16 protein-coding genes are annotated in these 16,768 nt (G+C 56.9%); 7 read left to right on the top strand and 9 right to left on the bottom strand.

The genetic code is table 11. From position 1 onward, the window contains the following. Position 1: 1 nt before the first annotated feature. Genes ACYZUC_RS08450 through ACYZUC_RS08465 form a run of 4 tightly spaced genes read left to right on the top strand, consistent with a single transcriptional unit; the run spans position 2 to position 4,386 of the window. Complete coding sequence (locus ACYZUC_RS08450) at positions 2–1,099, top strand: DUF6708 domain-containing protein (protein ID WP_461995014.1); 1,098 nt, start codon at positions 2–4, stop codon at positions 1,097–1,099. Positions 1,100–1,121: 22 nt separating this feature from the next. Next, entirely contained in the window at positions 1,122–2,174 is a 1,053-nt protein-coding gene (locus ACYZUC_RS08455) for a DUF6708 domain-containing protein (RefSeq protein ID WP_461995015.1), read from the top strand. A gap of 26 nt (positions 2,175–2,200) precedes the next feature. Next, a complete protein-coding gene (locus ACYZUC_RS08460; RefSeq protein ID WP_461995017.1) occupies positions 2,201–3,304 on the top strand; it encodes a DUF6708 domain-containing protein in 1,104 nt (367 codons plus the stop codon). After that, on the top strand, positions 3,301–4,386 hold the full coding sequence (locus ACYZUC_RS08465) for a DUF6708 domain-containing protein (RefSeq protein WP_461995019.1): 1,086 nt from the start codon (positions 3,301–3,303) through the stop codon (positions 4,384–4,386). Before ACYZUC_RS08460 ends, ACYZUC_RS08465 begins: the two co-directional genes overlap by 4 nt. A 32-nt stretch (positions 4,387–4,418) precedes the next feature. On the opposite strand, the gene ACYZUC_RS08470 is transcribed toward ACYZUC_RS08465, so the two are convergent. From ACYZUC_RS08470 to ACYZUC_RS08490, 5 genes are all read right to left on the bottom strand, one after another. Then, a complete protein-coding gene (locus ACYZUC_RS08470) occupies positions 4,419–5,240 on the bottom strand; it encodes a VanW family protein (RefSeq protein WP_461995021.1) in 822 nt (273 codons plus the stop codon). Between the two features lie 353 nt (positions 5,241–5,593). Further along, a complete protein-coding gene (locus tag ACYZUC_RS08475; protein WP_461995023.1) occupies positions 5,594–6,172 on the bottom strand; it encodes a hypothetical protein in 579 nt (192 codons plus the stop codon). Between the two features lie 168 nt (positions 6,173–6,340). After that, the gene (locus ACYZUC_RS08480; RefSeq protein WP_461995025.1) at positions 6,341–7,408 is read right to left on the bottom strand and encodes a lipocalin-like domain-containing protein; all 1,068 of its coding nucleotides are present in this window, start codon (positions 7,406–7,408) and stop codon (positions 6,341–6,343) included. Next, complete coding sequence (locus ACYZUC_RS08485; RefSeq protein ID WP_461996686.1) at positions 7,398–9,869, bottom strand: ABC transporter permease; 2,472 nt, start codon at positions 9,867–9,869, stop codon at positions 7,398–7,400. The genes ACYZUC_RS08480 and ACYZUC_RS08485 overlap by 11 nt, the downstream gene beginning before the upstream one ends. Before the next feature lies 1 nt (position 9,870). Then, positions 9,871–10,539, bottom strand: coding sequence for an ABC transporter ATP-binding protein (locus tag ACYZUC_RS08490; protein WP_461995027.1), 669 nt, complete (start codon positions 10,537–10,539; stop codon positions 9,871–9,873). Positions 10,540–10,752: 213 nt separating this feature from the next. On the opposite strand from ACYZUC_RS08490, the gene ACYZUC_RS08495 reads away from it, so the two are divergent. Further along, positions 10,753–11,046, top strand: a complete 294-nt coding sequence (locus ACYZUC_RS08495; RefSeq protein WP_253402761.1) for a type II toxin-antitoxin system RelE/ParE family toxin — start codon at positions 10,753–10,755, stop codon at positions 11,044–11,046. A 2-nt stretch (positions 11,047–11,048) separates the two neighbouring features. Continuing rightward, on the top strand, positions 11,049–11,357 hold the full coding sequence (locus ACYZUC_RS08500) for an addiction module antidote protein (protein WP_253402759.1): 309 nt from the start codon (positions 11,049–11,051) through the stop codon (positions 11,355–11,357). A 20-nt stretch (positions 11,358–11,377) separates the two neighbouring features. Here the strand turns inward: ACYZUC_RS08500 and ACYZUC_RS08505 are convergent, their stop codons facing one another. Then, on the bottom strand, positions 11,378–12,184 hold the full coding sequence (locus tag ACYZUC_RS08505; RefSeq protein ID WP_461995029.1) for a class I SAM-dependent methyltransferase: 807 nt from the start codon (positions 12,182–12,184) through the stop codon (positions 11,378–11,380). 169 nt (positions 12,185–12,353) lie between these two features. Here ACYZUC_RS08505 and ACYZUC_RS08510 point away from each other — a divergent pair, with 169 nt between their 5' ends. Next, complete coding sequence (locus ACYZUC_RS08510) at positions 12,354–12,749, top strand: hypothetical protein (protein ID WP_461995031.1); 396 nt, start codon at positions 12,354–12,356, stop codon at positions 12,747–12,749. On the opposite strand, the gene ACYZUC_RS08515 is transcribed toward ACYZUC_RS08510, so the two are convergent. The 3 genes from ACYZUC_RS08515 to ACYZUC_RS08525 form a co-directional block, all read right to left on the bottom strand. Then, the gene (locus ACYZUC_RS08515) at positions 12,740–14,167 is read right to left on the bottom strand and encodes a sigma-54-dependent transcriptional regulator (RefSeq protein ID WP_461995033.1); all 1,428 of its coding nucleotides are present in this window, start codon (positions 14,165–14,167) and stop codon (positions 12,740–12,742) included. The two genes, ACYZUC_RS08510 and ACYZUC_RS08515, sit on opposite strands and share 10 nt — an antisense overlap. Next, the gene (locus ACYZUC_RS08520; RefSeq protein ID WP_461995034.1) at positions 14,136–15,632 is read right to left on the bottom strand and encodes a sensor histidine kinase; all 1,497 of its coding nucleotides are present in this window, start codon (positions 15,630–15,632) and stop codon (positions 14,136–14,138) included. The genes ACYZUC_RS08515 and ACYZUC_RS08520 overlap by 32 nt, the downstream gene beginning before the upstream one ends. 104 nt (positions 15,633–15,736) lie before the next feature. Continuing rightward, positions 15,737–16,753, bottom strand: a complete 1,017-nt coding sequence (locus ACYZUC_RS08525; RefSeq protein WP_461995035.1) for an SCO family protein — start codon at positions 16,751–16,753, stop codon at positions 15,737–15,739. Positions 16,754–16,768: the final 15 nt, after the last annotated feature.

The raw sequence follows: 16,768 nt of genomic DNA on the forward strand, positions 1-16,768 counted from the left end.
GATGCCAGCACCTGACAATGACACCTTCGACGAAATCAATATAAAACTTCAAAGACCGACAGCCGGAGAAGTGCGTAAGTTTGCGACGGGCGAGGCCGTATTTTTGGCTCCACTCCCCGTCCCTACTGGCGACACCCCTATGGACTTAGATGGAAGCTTTATAGAAATCAATGAATCTTATCTCGACATAGGAAGCAGTAATTTCAACAAGGCATTTCAAACACAAGCCATGATTGGACTCGTCATGGCTTTTATAATCACATGCATTGTAATCGGCCCCCTTATCATTGGCCTAACAGCTTTTGGGGATCCTTATGGCCGAAGCTTTTCAGATAATTTTTTAGAGTTTTTCTTTCCAGGATTGGAATTTGCTATGTGGGGGGCATTGGGTTTTTCAGCTATGGGGATTTACGTAATTCTCAGTAGTACTTTTAATAAAACTCGAAGCCGTCCAATCCGCTTCCATCGACAACGACGTGAGGTTTGCTTCTTTCCCAACGGGTCCGACGAGCAGGTCATCCAGCCATGGGAAGAAATGGTCTCATGGCTTTCCGTCAGCACGGGTGTTACAGGTGTAGGCGTCATGAGTAATTACACTTTTGGAATGGCATTCGACGACCAAAAACGTAATAAAGTGTACTTTGTGAACCAACAAGTTATGACTCCGACCCATGCATTAAGCAAGTGGGAAGCAATACGTATCTACATGGAAAAAGGGCCGAAATTTTGCCCTGGCAAGGCGCCATATGAAGGTCGACACACATTCGATCAACAACGTGAAACCATTAGTCAGGAATACCGCGAAGGCGACCGCTCCGTGCTTGGAGTTGGCTGGTGGTACTTTTCCCATCTAATCACCCTGTGGCGCTTTCCGTACTGGGTAGCGGAATGGGACCACCGCTACAGCATGAAGTCCCTACCTAATTCCATTGCTGAATGGTCAAAATCTCTACCGCCTGAGCAGTGGGCCAAGCCGAGTCAAGCTCTAAAAGAGCAAAGCGCCAAGATCGAGAAGGCTTTTACTCAGGGACAAGATTTCATGACTTACTTCAAGGCAAATCTAAACGCAAACAAGACAGAAGAATCGATAAATAACTGAATGAAAACGATGAGCCGCGTCCTTGAAGCATAAATACGGCCGACTACCTCATGCCGGAGACTTTGAAAGTGAATCCGGCACAGAGATTGTCTACCTATCACCTAGGCCCGTCCCTACAGGTCTGCCGCTTTTCAGTGCGCGCCAACTGCACCGTAACACTAATGAAACCTTTCTAGACTTTGCTGTCGGGCAAGGTAATTTTGAATTTATGGCTAGAATTGGCATCGGCGCGATAATGCTCATTGTGACTTTGCTATTTTTTTTCTCTGCTTTCGCCTCTTACCTTAGGAGAAACGCAGAGCCATTTTTGAGTGGCTGGCTCAGCTTTTTTTTCAACCCTGTACTTTGGTTGATTATTGGCGCTATCGCACTTACCTATATTTATTTCTTCCATCAAGCCGCTCGACAAGTTTCAGCACACCCACCTGTTCGCTTTAACAGGCAGCGCCGCGAAGTCGTATTTGTACCTCAAAAGGGCCATAAACCACGATTTGTACCTTGGGAAGATGTTATAGCCTGTGTCTCAGTGGGAAAACTCATTACCCAATATGCAGTGATGCCAGAATACAAACTGATGATTGGCCTGCGGGATGCCGGCACCGGAAATGTATTGTGGTCCGTTATACCCAGCAGTAATTTGAGCCTTGCCGTTTCTGAGTGGGAGGCAATTCGTGCCTATATGGAGGAAGGTATGTCTGCCCTCCCCCCAGATCAATCGGACGAACTAGAGGAAGGTTCCGTCGAATTCTTCCATCTGTGTCGTCGTAGTTACCGAGCAGATTACTCATTTCTACGTTACATCTGGGGCTTTTTGACAATACAATTTTTTAGCGGCTGGACAATACCGTGCTACATATCTGGTTGGGTGAACAGTCGGCCAAAAGCAGGTTTTCCTAAAGAAGTCCTGGAATGGTCAAGACCTCTCCCCCCTGACCAACACGCTATGCCGAGCGAAGCGTTGCTCGAGGAAAGCGCTGAAATCCGGAAGGCCTTTGCCAAAGGGCAAAACCTGCTGGATTACTTCAAGGTGAAATTTTCCGAATCGGCTAAAGAGCCCACAGTGGATGCGTCCTAGGCCGAACACCCTTTATGGTTTTCCGAATGACACCCATCTCTGCGCAGTACGACGAGTTCGATACACAACAGCAGCGTCCTGTCGTCGGTGAAACTCGTCGTTTTGCTACTGGAGAGGCTCTATTTTTGTCGCCACTGCCGGTGCCTACCGGGCAAATTCCCATGGATCTCGGCGGAAGCTTCGTTGAAGTCAACGAGACATTCCTTGACGTGGGCAGTAGTAATTTCGGCAAGGCTTTCCAAGCTAGGGCAATGATCGGGCTCGGTATGATGTTCATCCTCTCATGCCTGATTGTGCTGCCTTTGCTTGCAGGATCTACTACCTGGGGAAATCCATTTTCCGAGTCCTTTTGGGACAGGGCAGCAGGCATGTTCCATTTCGGTTTGACCTTTAGTATTTGGGGCGGAGGAACAGCTGCGCTGCTGGGTTCTTACGTTATCTTGAGCACTACCAGAGCGAAGTCGCGCACCCGCCCTATTCGATTCAACCGCCAACGCCGTGAAGCCTGCTTCTTCCCCGACGGTTCTGACGTTCCCGTCATTCAACCATGGGAAGAGACAGTATCTTGGCTCTCAATCAGTACAGGGGTTACTGGAGTGGGAGTAGCAAGCGCCTATACCTTTGGTATGGCGTTCGACGATTCCAGAACTGACGTAGTGCACTTTGTGAGACAAGGCGTAATGACTTCTGCTCATGGCTTGGGCAAATGGGAAGCCATACGGGTCTACATGGAAAAAGGTCCAGACTTCTGCCCTGGCAAAGCCCCCTACGAAGGCCGTCACACCTTCGATAAAGAACGACAAGACGTGCACGAGGAATACCAGCACAACGAGCGTTCCGCTTTAGGCGTTGGCTGGTGGTACCTGACACACCTGATCACCTGGTGGCGTTTTCCGTACTGGGTAGCAGAGTGGGACCACCGTTTCAGTATGAAGTCTCTACCTGAATCCATTGCTGAGTGGTCTAAACCTTTGCCGTCTGAGCAATGGGCCAAACCGAGCCCAGCTTTAAACGAGCAAAGCGCAAAGATCGAAAAGGCCTTTTCTCAAGGACAGGACTTCATGACGTACTTCAAGGCCAACCTCAGCAAAACCGAGGCAAAAGAATCAGCGGAAAGTTCGGCATTATGAGCGTAGAGATCAAACAGCCCGGTGATTGGCGGGACTTGAACAATCAGCGCCCTGTCGCTGGTGAGACCCGACGTTTTGCCACTGGCGAGGCATTGTTCTTTTCACCACTACCCATTCCTACCGGGCAGACGCCAATGGATTTGGGTGGAAGCTTTCTCGACGTCAACGATACTTATCTCGATGTCGGTAGTAGCAACTTCAATAAGGCTTTCCAAGCCAGAGTGATGATCGCAAGTGTAATGCTCTTGTTGATTGTAAGTTTGATAGTAGGACCTTTTATCGCAGGCTTGATGAGTATCGGTGATCCCTACGACCGAGCATTTATATACATTTTCAAAGAGTTTTTTCCCATGGGTGCTGCCATCGGCGCTTGGGGAGCGGCAGGCGCAGCGGTTTTAGGACTGTATGCGGTGATCAGTACCACCCTCAATAAATCCAAGACCCGCCCCATCCGCTTCAACCGCCAACGCCGCGAAGTCTGCTTTTTCCCCAACAACTCCGACGTACCCGTCATCCAGCAATGGGAAGAACTGGTCGCCTGGCTCTCAGTCAGTACCGGTTCAACCGGCGAAGGCATCATCAGCACTTACACCTTCGGCATGGCCTTCGACGACCCCAAGGCCGACAAAGTCCATTTTGTAAACCAAGGCGTGGCAACACCCATCCATGGCTTGGGCGAGTGGGAAGCGATCCGCGTTTACATGGAAAAAGGACCGCTGTACTGCCCCGGCAAGGCGCCTTACGAAGGCCGCCATACCTTCGATCAAGAGCGTGCCGATATGCATGAGGAATACCAACACAACGAGCGCTCGGCGCTTGGCGTTGGCTGGTGGTATTTGTCCCATGTCATCACTTGGTGGCGTTTCCCTTACTGGGTTGCAGAGTGGGACCATGGCTACAGTATGAAAGCGCTGCCGGACTCGATTGCAGACTGGTCGAAACCACTGCCCCCAGAGCAATGGGCAACGCCAAGTGCCGAGTTGGTTGCGCAGAGCGCCAGGATTGAAAAAGCCTTTGCTCAGGGCCAGAGCTTTATGGAGTATTTCGACGCCAGTAAGCACCCGATGCAAAAAACAAGTTAAGAAAAACGGGCGATCAAATGATCGCCCGTTTTTTATGCACGCTCAGCCAATAAACTCTCTTCAACCTCATACTTGACCACCACCCGATTCTTATAAAGCCGCGCACTCTCCAACACCTGACTCTCCTGCCCCTTGCTCCTCACCTCCCGCCAGATTTCATTCTCCCGAAACACCCGCCCGCCTTCACGCACAAACCGGTGTTCCCGTTGATAAACGTGATACCGAAACGCCCGGATCTGATCACACAACAACTCCCCTTCCAACTGCTGCTCAGCCACTTTCAACTTCAACTGAAAGTGCCGATCCGTCGGGTTGTGCAACACCAGGTCGATGTAGTTGTAAAAGATCGCCGCCCCGGAACCGAATGGCAGCACGCGCCCCTCGTCAGGAAATGGGTCTAAGCTGTGATTCGATCGTTCGACCACCAGCAGCGGGGAGTGAATCGCCATCCAGTGGATCAGGTTGCTTAGTTGGCAAATCCCGCCACCGACGCCGCTGCGTGCTTCACCAAAGGACAGTTCCATGCCTTCGACGTAACCTCGCTTTCGGGTCGGTCGGCCGACCAGACGGCAGAAGGAAAAGTATTCACCCGGGCCAATGACCACGCAGTCTATCGAAGCCACGGCCAATTTCAGGTTCACGACTTTGTTGTGTTGCAGCTGCACATCGGAGTCGCCGAGTTTGCGGATCAGTTTGGAGGTGTGTTTGAGGTATCGATACGGCAAGCGCTCAAAGGTGTCTTTCGGGCGAGCGTAACGTTTGCGGGAGAAGCGCCACGCCAGTTGGCGGAACAGTCTTTTTTGCCACACGCGCAGCCAGTAGAGGGCCGGGTGATAAAGGGAGAGAGGTTTCATCCGTGTCAGAACGGCGGCTGCCGTTTTTATCCTTTACAAGAAATGCTGACCATCCTATCGGATTTATGCAGTGCATATTGCACTTGAAGAAGGTGTTCGCCCAGTGTAATGGCCTCGGCAATCCATGCACTGGTAAAGAGCCCTGACACTGGGCGAACGGGAAGCATTTTAATAGAAGTTGGCAGATATGTCCGTGTGCATAAACATGAAATTTGTGTACACAATGTTTAACAAAATGTCGATTGCAATATTAAACGACAACTTTTAAACCCACCAGTTAGACCATTAAATCTGATCATTCCTATACAAGAAACTGTACAGGAATGATCAAGCTGTAGAGCCAAGACTCAACTTTAGTGTTGAGTGGTCACTTTCAAGATATCGGTGTAAGTCACGACGACGCTCTGCCCTACTTTCAAGTCTTTCAGTTTTTTCTGAACTTCAGGTTTTTCAACGTTGACGGTTTTCGAGTGTCCTCGGGGCCCCTTGAAGGTCACCTGATTTTTCGCCAAATCAATTTTGGTGATTTGCAGTTGTACCTGCACCTGACGGAAGGCTTCACCCCCAGGGTTGGGGTTGTCTTTGGTGGCGCGGATTTCGCCGGTGTGTTCGGTAGCGCCCGGCAGGCCTTTGTCGACATCGGTGTCGAGGTACGCGGCAACCGAGCGGATCACTTCGACAGTGACCTTATCACCGACCTTCAGGTTACCCAGATTCTTGGCCTTGTCGCTCAGTTGTAGATTGACCTCACGGCCTTCAGCACCTTCAAGGACGACTTGATGGTTAGCGGCGTCTACGGCCAGGACTTTGGTCGTGACTTGATCGGCTTCAACGACGGCAGACAACGGAATGTCCGCCGCCACGGCGCTGAAGCTGACAGTGGACAGCACGGTGGCGAGGGTGATGGCTTTAGTCAGAGCATGAAGTTTCATAAGCGGGACATTCCCTGTGGTGGATGGCAGCAGACGGCTCTGAATCGAGGTTCAGCGCCGGCTGTGCCACTGAGCATAGACGCTGTTCAGCGATTGTCCGCCGTCTCTTGCACGGGTGGACGCGGTACGACGGAGTATTTCGAGGCACGCGCTGTCGAGAGCTGCGACTCAATACCCGGTCATTTCCAGATAGCCCTGCCCCGCGTGACTGCCGCTCAGGCGCACGGGGCCTTCCCAGTACGGAATGCGCAAATTCATCCAGGCATTGCGATTGAGGGCATCGAGGGTGATGTCGAGGTGTTTGGCGGGGATTTTGATCGACCAGCGCACCGGCATCGAACGACCGGCGACTGTCGCGGTGTCTTGTGGCGTGAGGATGATGTCGGCGGCGTGCAATAACTGAGTCTGGCCCTGCGCGTCGATCCAGGTGCCGGTGAGATACGGCTCGCCGTTTTTCTGCCGCATGCGGTACAGCATGACCTGTTCGCCGCTGTCCAGGTGCAGGGAAAACCAGTCCCACCCTGTCTGATTGGCGGTCAGTGGCTGGCTACTCCACTCGCGGTCAAGCCAGGCTGGACCGCTGACCTGATAGGCCTTGCCGTCGATATCCAACGTGCCGCTGGCCTGGAAAAACGGCTGGCTGTAGTAGTACGACGCCTGGCCCTGTTCGGATTTCTGACTGAAACCTTTGTCGCCCTGAAGCACCAGTGGACGCGTGGACGTCAGCCGCAGCTGGTAGCTGAACGCCTTGTCGCGGGCACTGAGTTGAAGCTCCGCCAGAGAATCGGCGCCCTGGCTACTGAACCGCCAGTCGTCGATCCACGCATTGAACGGGTCAAGACTCACACCCGCCTGCCCAACGCCGCCCCGGGAATAACGCTCGGCAGCATGATGGACCGTGGCAGAGGTCACCGCAGCATGCCCCAACCAGATCACCTGATTGCCCCAACCCGCCACCTCGGGCGCGGCTTTCAACGCACTGCGAAACAACGTCCATTGCACGCCGAACTCGCGGCCCTGATCGTCCTTGAGGTTAGCCGTGACGTACCACCACTCGATCCGAAAACCATCGTGGGGACCGTGATCCGTCGGGAAGCTGAACACCCGGCCGGGCACCACCGGTGTGAACGCGACGGCTTCGCCCCCGAGTCCGGCGAAGCCTTTTTCAACCGGCGCAGTGTCATCGCAGCCGCTTAAAAAAAGTGCCAGCAACAATGCGCCGAGCTTAATCCTCATGAGCAAACGTCCTCAGCAGGTCCGCCGGTTGCGAGCGATACAGCGCGTACAGCGGCCACGCCGACGCCAGCAAAGTCGCGAGCAACGCCAGCCCCATCAACTGCAACAGCTGCAACGGAAAGACCCGCAACGGCAGGCGCCAGCCGAACGCCTGAACGTTGATCACCATGTCCAGGCACCACGCCAGCGCGATGCCCAACGGCAACGCCAACACCAGCGTCAGCACCGCCAGCAGCCAGGTTTGCCCGAGGTTGAGCAGCATCAATTGTCGACGCGTCACGCCCAGCGCCCACAGGGGCGCGAGTTGTCCGAGGCGGCTCTGGCTCTGGGTCAGCAGGCTGATGAACAGCGCCACGCCCGCGACAGCGAGGGTCAGGCTGTTCAGTGCGGCAGTGGCGGCGAAGGTGCGTTCGAACACTTGCGTGGACCAGCCCTTGAGCCGGGCCTGATCGACGATGCGACTGTCATCGAGAGCGAAACGCGCTTGCAGGGTTTGCAGGAACGGTGCAATCAACGGCGGCTCGATGCGCAGGTTGAAACGGTTCGGCGTCAGTTGCGGCCAGCCGCGCAGCAGGTGGTTGACGTTGACCAAGAGGTGGCCCTTGGGGTTGCCGTAGTCGGCGTAGATCCCGACGATTCGCGGCGACCAGGGTCCCGCCGGTGTGGGAATCGTCAGGTGGTCGCCCAGATGCACTTTCAACCGCCGCGCCAGTTGTTCGCTGAGCATCAAGGCGTCGTCCTTGGCCAGTCGGTCCCACGGGTTGTCGCCCAAGGCCTCCAACAGCGGCCAGTGCTGGCGATAGGTCGGGTGATCGATCACGCCGAACACGTCCGCCGGCCAGCCTTGCAACTGGATCGACACCTGCCAGTTGGGCAGCACCGCGCTGAGTGAGGGTTGCTGTTGGAGCCAGCTCTGCAGTTCTCTGGCCTGGGCCGGATTTTGCGGGTTCACGTACAACTCGGCAGTCAGGCGTTGTTCGAGCCAGTCGCTGAAGGTCTGGCGGAAACCGGCGGTCATGCTGCCGGCGCCGATGTTCGCCGCCAATGCCAACAGCAGCGCCATCAGCGCCAGGCTCAGGGCCGGCAGTTGCTGGCGGCAATCGGCGAGAAACCATTGGCCGAGCACCGAACGGCTGCGATGCAGCGTCAGGTTCAGCACGCTGTTGAGTACCACCGGCAGCGCCAGTGCGGCACCGATCAACAACGCCGCCATCAGCACAAATCCACTGGCGAGGCTGTCGCCCCGAATCAGCGCCAGCAACGCGATCACGCCGGCAATCGCCGCGACCCACGCCTGGCGCCGCAACCAGCGTGCGTGAGCCTGATGCCAGGCTTGCGGATCGGCCAGGGCCAGCAACGGCAGACGCGCCGCCCGTAACAAACTGTTGGCACCGGCCAGCAACGCGCCGAACAGGCTGAGCCCCACGCCACTGAGCCACCACCATGGACTGAGGCTCAACTGCCCCGCCACTTCGGCACCGTACAAACCGCGCAAACTGGCGGCGACATCCGGCAGCAGCACGCTGGCCAGCAGGTAGCCGCTGGCAACGCCGGCGAGGCCGCCGATCAGTGCCAGGCCGCCCAGTTCAACGGCGAGGCAAGCGATCAACATCCGTGCGCTGACACCACAGGCACGCAAGGTTCGCAGCAGCCCTCGGCGTTGTTCCAGCGCCAGCCCGATGGCCGCGTGAACGATGAACAGACCGACCACGAAAGACAGAAAACCCAAGGCATCGAGGTTCAGGTGAAAACTTTCGGTGAGGCGCGAGAGGTTGTTTTCTTCGCCGCTGCTTTTGAGTTGGAGCTGATCTTTGAACTGATCCGGCAAGGTCGCGGTGAAGTCCTTGGGCAGCAGCAGACGTGACAGTTGCTCTGGCAGCCCCAGAATCTGCTGGGCGAAGCCGATATCCACCAGCAACACACCGGGGGCCATGTCGGTTTGAACATGCAGCGGCGGCAATACCGCCCCGTTCAACGTCAGTGGCTGCTCGCCTTCGCGCATGCCCAACGCTTGCAACGTCTGCGGCGAAATCCAGGTGCTGCCCGGCGGACTGAAAAACCCGACGATTTGCTCGATGTCCAATGCCCGTCCGGCCACCGCCGAACCGGCCGGCAGCGACACCGGCTCGATGCCCATCAGTTGCAAGCGCTGGTCTTCATGGCCCTTGAGCGTCACCCGCCCTTGCAGCACCGGAGACACCGGCCAACCGGCGCGGCGCAGTTCGACAAACAAGGCCTGAGGAAAAGTCCCGCCACCGGGTGCGCTGAGGCTGGCCTGCGGTTCACCGCCGATCAACTGACTGGCCCGCGCGTAGCTTTCCCGCGCCTGACTGTTGAGCGCCTGCACGCCGGTCAGCAGGCTGGTGGCCAGCCACAGCCCGGTCAGCACACTGAAAAACTGCACCGGGTGCTGCCGCCAATGGCTGAGCAGCGCCCGCAACGTCTCGCGAAAGACCCGCACCTCAGTGCTCGTCCGCGTCAGCCAGACGGCCACGGTGCAGCACCACTTTTTCAGCCAGGCGCGCGGCCACTCTCGGGCTGTGGGTGACCATCAACAACGTCGTCGGACTGTCGTCGAGCAGTTCCAGCAACAACTTCAGCACCTCATCGCTGGTGGCTTCATCGAGGCTGCCGGTGGGCTCGTCGGCCAGCAAAAGCTTAGGTTGCGACGCCAGCGCCCGGCCCAACGCGACTCGCTGTTGCTGGCCGCCGGACAACTGCTCCGGATAACGCCGCAGCACATCGCCCAGGCCCAGGCGCTTGACCAGATGTGCCTGCCAGCGCGCATCATGCCGCCCCGCCAGCCGCGCCTGGAACGCCAGATTGTCCTCCACGCGCAAACTGCCGATCAGGTTGAACTGCTGGAACACCAGGCCGATTTCGGTGCGTCGCCAGTTCGCCAGTTGCCCTTCACTCATCCGTTCAAGCTGATGTTCACCACTGCGGATGCTGCCGCTATCGACCTTGTCCAGCCCGGCGATCAAGTGCAGCAAGGTGCTTTTGCCGCTGCCCGACTCGCCCATCAGCGCCAGGCTGCTGCCGGGTTTCAGCGTCAGGTCGACACCTTGCAGCACCGACAGCGGACCTTGCGGAGTGGCGTAGCTTTTGAAAACGCCTTGGACCGAAAGCATGGGTGAACCTGTTTGAGGGGCGTGGGGCAAAGGATAGCGGGCCAGCGCGGGTTTTGTCCGTTGGGGGATGCGGCGCAACCTAGTCGATGCACCGTGGATACCACGGCGACCATCGATGACGGTTAAACGTCCCACAAACTTCAAGGAAAAAACACATCAGAGCAAGGAACTGCCTGACTGTTCACCTGTATCCAAATGGATACATTTCGAGCAATGAATTATCTTATTCAACAAACCACAAACTTCGCGCAATGGCATGCTTCGATTCGTGACTTACGGGCGAAGGTAGCTATCGCTCGTCGCATTGATCGGGCATCTGCGGGTAATCTTGGGGATATCAAGCCCGTAGGTGATGGTGTTTCCGAAATGCGCGTGGACGTCGGTGCCGGCTATCGGGTCTACTTCACCATGCGAAACAACGTTGTCATTGTACTGCTTGCCGGTGGTGACAAATCCTCGCAAACCGCTGACATCAAGCGGGCAAAAAAATTGGCAAAGGAGGTTTAACCATGAGCCAAACTTTGACTACATTCGATATGGCGGCGTTGCTGGACAGTGACGAAGCCATCAGTGAGTACCTTTCCCAGGTGCTGGCAGACGGTGACAACGAGGAATTTCTTCGGGCTATCGGATACGTTGTAAAAGCCCGTGGAATGACACAGATCGCCAAGGATTCCGGTATGGGTCGCGAAAGCCTGTACAAGGCCTTCGCTCCCGGCGCAAAACCACGTTTTGACACGGTTTTAAAAGTTATTCATGCGCTTGGAATTGATCTCTGCGCACAACCCGGTCACCCGGTAAATCACTCGGTTCTCTGAGAGTTTCTTTTGACCCGGTCTCAGCGCTTCACCCCCACCCACGTAAAACACATCGGCAACTGCGCCTCTCGTTGCTGATACTGATCATAAATCTCCTCCCGATTGGAGTGCGGATATTCCTTGAAGTGGCTGATCTGCAACCCCGCTTCGATGGCGCCGGTGAACATCTCGCTGAGGGTGTGGACGAACCAGTAGGACGTCGCGGCCTGCTGTTCGACCTTGCCTTCGTAGACGATCGGCTTGTCCTGCACGAAAGGTTCGCGGCGGAAGTACGAAGTGACCGGGTGAAAGGGATCGTCTGATTCGGGGTCGAACATTTCCAGGAACGGGTGGGTCTCGTACACCACCAACGCCCCGCCGGGCTTGAGGGTGCGGGCGACGTGGCGGAAGAATTCGCCAATGTCCGGCATCCAGCCCAATACGCCGATGGTGATCAGGGCCACATCGAACCGGTGGTGCAGTTCACTCGGCAGGTGATGAATATCAGACTCGACGAATTCAGGCGCGTGCGGCGAGCGGGAAGCCAGTTCCCGCGCCTGATCGAGAAACGCTGCGGACTGGTCAACGCCGACGACGCTGCGGGCACCCAGTGCAAACAGTGAAAGACTTTCGCGACCGTTGTTGCAGCCCAGTTGCACCACGTCCTTGCCGTCGACCCCGACCTGCTCCAGCACACCGCGCAACGTGTCGTCGATGCAGCAGAAATCACCCAGTGCCACGGCCTTCAACAGTGACGGCCATTCGGGATTGTCTTTGTGGTGTCGGGCGGAGTCATTCCACGCATCGCGGTTGCTGGCGATGGCTTTTTCTTTGGTCAGCATTTCCATTGCACGCTCCAGAACTCGGGTTTATCAGACCGGCCCGAGTCTAGATCAGCGCTTTTGAAAAACCCATGTGGTGTTTGTTGGAATGTTGTAAGCCGACAACGCCCCCGTGCGGCAGCTATAGTTAATGGCCTTGGGGAATTGCGGGACAACCGATTTCGCAGGTGCTGCCATGAAACACACCAATTTGACGCTGTTGCTTATCTTCTGCCTGACCGCCACCACGGGTGTTCACGCGGATGACGACCTGACGCCGCCGTCCGGGTACAGCAGCGAGTTCAACTATTACGGCGAAAACCAGCCGTTCGCCCACCCCGTTCCGCCGACGCTGAGCACGGTGCCGCCGCGCTCGTACATTCCCACGGCGCCGCAGGATTTCATCCCGATCTCCAGCGAGCACGTGTTCTCCGATTCACGGTTGCCGACAGTCGCGGATGCCACCGTCCGGGTGTTCATCCGCTCCTATGACGTGGAGCGCGGCGTCTACGTCAACGAAGAAGTCGTCGACCCGACCTGCCTGCTGGCCTGCCTCAGCCGCCAGGGCCAGGAGACGCCCGTCTACCACTGACGCTTGTCCGGGCGGGCGAGGCCGAGTTTTTCGATCCGGTAACGCAGCATGTCGCGGCTCAAACCCAGCAGTCGCGCGGACTTGGTGACGTTCCAGTCGGTCTTGTCGAGCATCTTGCGCACCATGTCGCGCTCGACCTCCGGCAGGTTCATTGATTCGCTGCCGATATAGGCCGGGCGCGGTTCGCTGTGGGGCGCCTCGGGCATCGCCATCGGTTCGTCCACCAAGCTCAGGCAGACGTTCAACTGATGCGCGGCGATGGTGTCGTACTGGGCCAGCAGCACAGTTTGTTCGAGCATGTTGCGCAACTCGCGCACGTTGCCCGGCCAGCTATAGCTCAAGAGCAAGTCTTCGGCCTGATCGCTGAAATGCAGGTTCGGTTTGCCGTAGCGTTTGCCGTGGATAGCGAGGAAGTGCCGGGCCAGCAACAGGATGTCTTCGCCACGGGTATACAGGCGCGGCACCTTGATCGAAATGATGCGCAGACGGAAGAACAGGTCGCGGCGGAACTTGCCCTGCTGGACCATTTGTTCGAGGTTGCAATTGGTTGCGCTGATCACCCGCAAATCGACCTTGCGCTCCTTCACCGAACCGACCCGGCGAATGGTCCGGTCTTCCAGCAGTTTCAGAAGTTTGGCTTGCAGCAGCAGGTCCATTTCCCCGACTTCATCGAGAAACAAGGTGCCGCCATCCGCCGCTTCCACAAGGCCGACGCGACGGTCCTTGGCGTCGGTGAATGCGCCCTTCTCGTGACCGAACAGCTCCGACTCCACCAGGTTGGAGGGAATCGACGCGCAGTTGAATTCAATGAACGGGCCCTTGCTGCGCGGGCCGTCGAAATGCAGCGCGCGGGCCACCAGTTCCTTGCCGGTGCCCGTCTCGCCTTCCACCAGCACCGGCGGCAAGTCGGCGTTGGCCATCCGGCGCTCGGCGTCGAGCAACTGGCCGATGGTGTTTTTCAGATAGACCATGGGCCCCGATTCGCCGATCAACGCCTGCACCCCCGACTTCTGCGCTTCGCGTTCCTGATAGAACGACAACGTGCGCTCCATCCGCTCGGTGGCCAGGGCTTTGTCCAGCAACAGCTTGAGTTCCGGCAGCGCCACCGGTTTGGTGACGTAATGGAACGCGCCTTCTTTCATCGCCACCACGGCGTCTTCGACATTGCCGTAGCCGGTCATCATGATCACTTTCAGGTCCGGCGCGCTGATGCGCAGCTTCTGGATCAGATCGTGACCGCTCATGCCCGGCAGCGAGTTGTCGGTCAGTACGACGTCCGGGGCAAACGTGTTCATTTGCTTCAGCGCATCTTCAGCCGAGTGGCAGACCGTCACCTCGAAGTCTTTGCGCTCCAGGTAGGTCTGAAGATTCCCTGCGAGGATTTCGTCATCCTCGACCAGCAGAATGCTGTACCCCATATTCCCCTCCCGTTGCCACTTTGAAATTCAGACAAACGCGGGTTCCTTCCTGCTCTCGGCTGGTCAGTTCGACCGAACCTTCAAAACGCTCCATTATTCTTTTGACCAGGGCCAGGCCCACGCCCAACCCGCCTTGTTTGGTGGTGAAAAACGGTTTGAAAACCATTTGTTGCTGCTGTTTGGTCATGCCCTTGCCGGTATCGCTCAGGGTCATGCGCAAGTGTCCGGACTGCGGCGACTCGATATCGATGCTCAACACGCCGCCCTTGGGCATGGCTTCCAGGGCATTGGCAAACAGGCTATTGAGAATTTGCGTGAGCAGCACCTGTTGGCTGACGACCGGTGGGCAAACCTGCGGCGTGAAACGGACTTCGACACTGGAGCGCTTGATCAGCGCGTCGAAGGCACTCAGGGTGTCGTCGATGGCCAACACCAGGTCCACGGTTTCGTAATCGTCATTTACCGGCCGCAACGACACCAGCAACTCGCGAACCCAACGTGACATGCGATCGACCTGGCTGATGATGTCGCCGATGTTCTTCTGCGCGCTCTGACTGGCGATTTCCTGGGCCAGTTCGGCGCTGGAGCGAATGTTCGCCAGCGGGTTGCGCAAACTGTGGGCCACGGCCGAAGACATTTCCCCCAGCGCGACGAAGGTTTCGTTGGCGATCAGCTGTTTCTGCTGACTCTCGATCAACTTCGCCGCACGTCGCACAATCCAGAACAGCCCGAAGTAGATGGCGGCACCACCGAGTACGGTGGCCAGCCAGATGGCCTTGAAACCGCGCTGGATACGTTCAACCAGATCAATAGGCTCCTTGTAGACCTCGACCATGGCTATGACTTTGCTTTTGTCGGCGTTGAACATCGGGATGTAGTTTTCAACGAACAGGTACTGGGGCTCGTGCAGCAGTTTTTGTTCGGGACGTTCTTCATTGACTTTGTGGTAGCTGGTGGAAACGGGCTCCTTCATTTCGAAAGATTCGTCCAGCTCATCGTCATCTTCGATGCGTACGCCGATCAGCTCCGGGTTGGTCGACCAGACCACCGTGCGATCCTGGGCATACACCGTGGCCAACAGCAGGTCCGGCAGGTTTGCCACATGATCGAGAAACTCGATGCGCGCAGCAGCACGTGCGCCCGGGTTCACGTCGGGATGGGCGTTATCCAGGCGAGAATCGAGCATTTCGCCCATGGTTCTTTCCGGGGAAATCGATGCGTGGCGGATTTCGGCCGCACCGATGGCCTGGATAAATTGCGCGGTCAGCATGGAATCGCGCTCGATGCTCTCCTCCACCACGAAACGGGTGGAAATGTACCCCAGCCCCGCCGCCACGGCGGCAATGATCAAAAAGCTGGCAAAGGAAAACCAGCGCAGCAGATTGAATTCGCCACGCCAGCTCGTGCATTCCCCCGCTGGCAGGTTCGACGGTGCAGGTAGCTTGTGTTGTTCGAGTATCTGCATGGTGAGTCCTGAATTCGGTACTGGCATGAAGCCTATTCAGTGGCGTTTCGGATCAGTGTAGGTGTCATTGATCGAGTCGGCGGCTCAATGATAGTAATAAGCCGCTATGGCACCTGCGCCGCCTGCAACGATTGCTGACGATCGGTTTCCTCCTGCAAAAAATCAATGATGGACTGCGCGGTTTTCTCATCCAGGCGCAGGTTTGGCATCGGGATTTTGTCGAAGCGTTGAAACAGTTCCAGCGCAATCGGGTCTTTTTCGGCCAGCATGCGATCCGGTTCGCGGATCCAGCGATTGAGCCAGGCGGGATCGCGCACACGGGTTACGCCGATCAGGTCCGGGCCGATGGCGCGCATGCTGATGCCCTGCCCGTCTTGCGGCCCCAGGCTGTGGCACGACGCACAACGGGTGCGAAACAACTCTTCGCCGTTGCTCGGCGGGCGGATCTCGGGCGCATCGGCATAACTTTCCTCAACACTGGGTTGCTTCCAGTTTTGCAAGGTATTGGCCAACTGATCGGCGAGGATCCATGGGTTCTCGAACGGTGAAGCTTTCATCCAGCGACCGGTGCCCTGGTTGCCGACGATCAGGCTCAGGTTGTGGTCCTTGCTGCGACCGTTGTCGACGCCCTCGATGAACAGCCCGAGCTTTTTGCGCAGGTCGGTGACGGCCTCGAATTCGCCGGTGAGGAACTGCCAGCCTGGTCCGACTTTGAAGCGCTGCGCGTAGGCTTTGAGCACTTCGGGTGTATCGCTCAACGGGTCGATACTGATCGAGTAGAAAAAAATGTCCTGACCGACCCGGGGTCCCAGCAACTGTTGTACCTGGCGCAGGCGCGCGGTTTCCAGCGGACAGGAATCACTGCACGTAGTGAAGATGAAGTTGATCACCACCACTTTGTCTTTGATCAGGTCATCGAAAAAACGCACCTGCCGACCGTCCTGGTCGGTCAGCAAGGTGTTGGGGAAGTAATTGCCGCCCCAGGGTGTCGCCGATTCCGTCGGCGACGGCGACAGTGCACCTTCATGAGCGAGCAGCACCTGACTGGCCAGCAGAAACGTCACCAGTACCAGAATCAGGTGCATGCCCAGAGCGCGGGAGCGCGGCGTGTGCAGTGTCATGTCGGCTCCCCTGCG

The sequence above is a fragment of the Pseudomonas sp. GT1P32 genome (assembly GCF_054897805.1).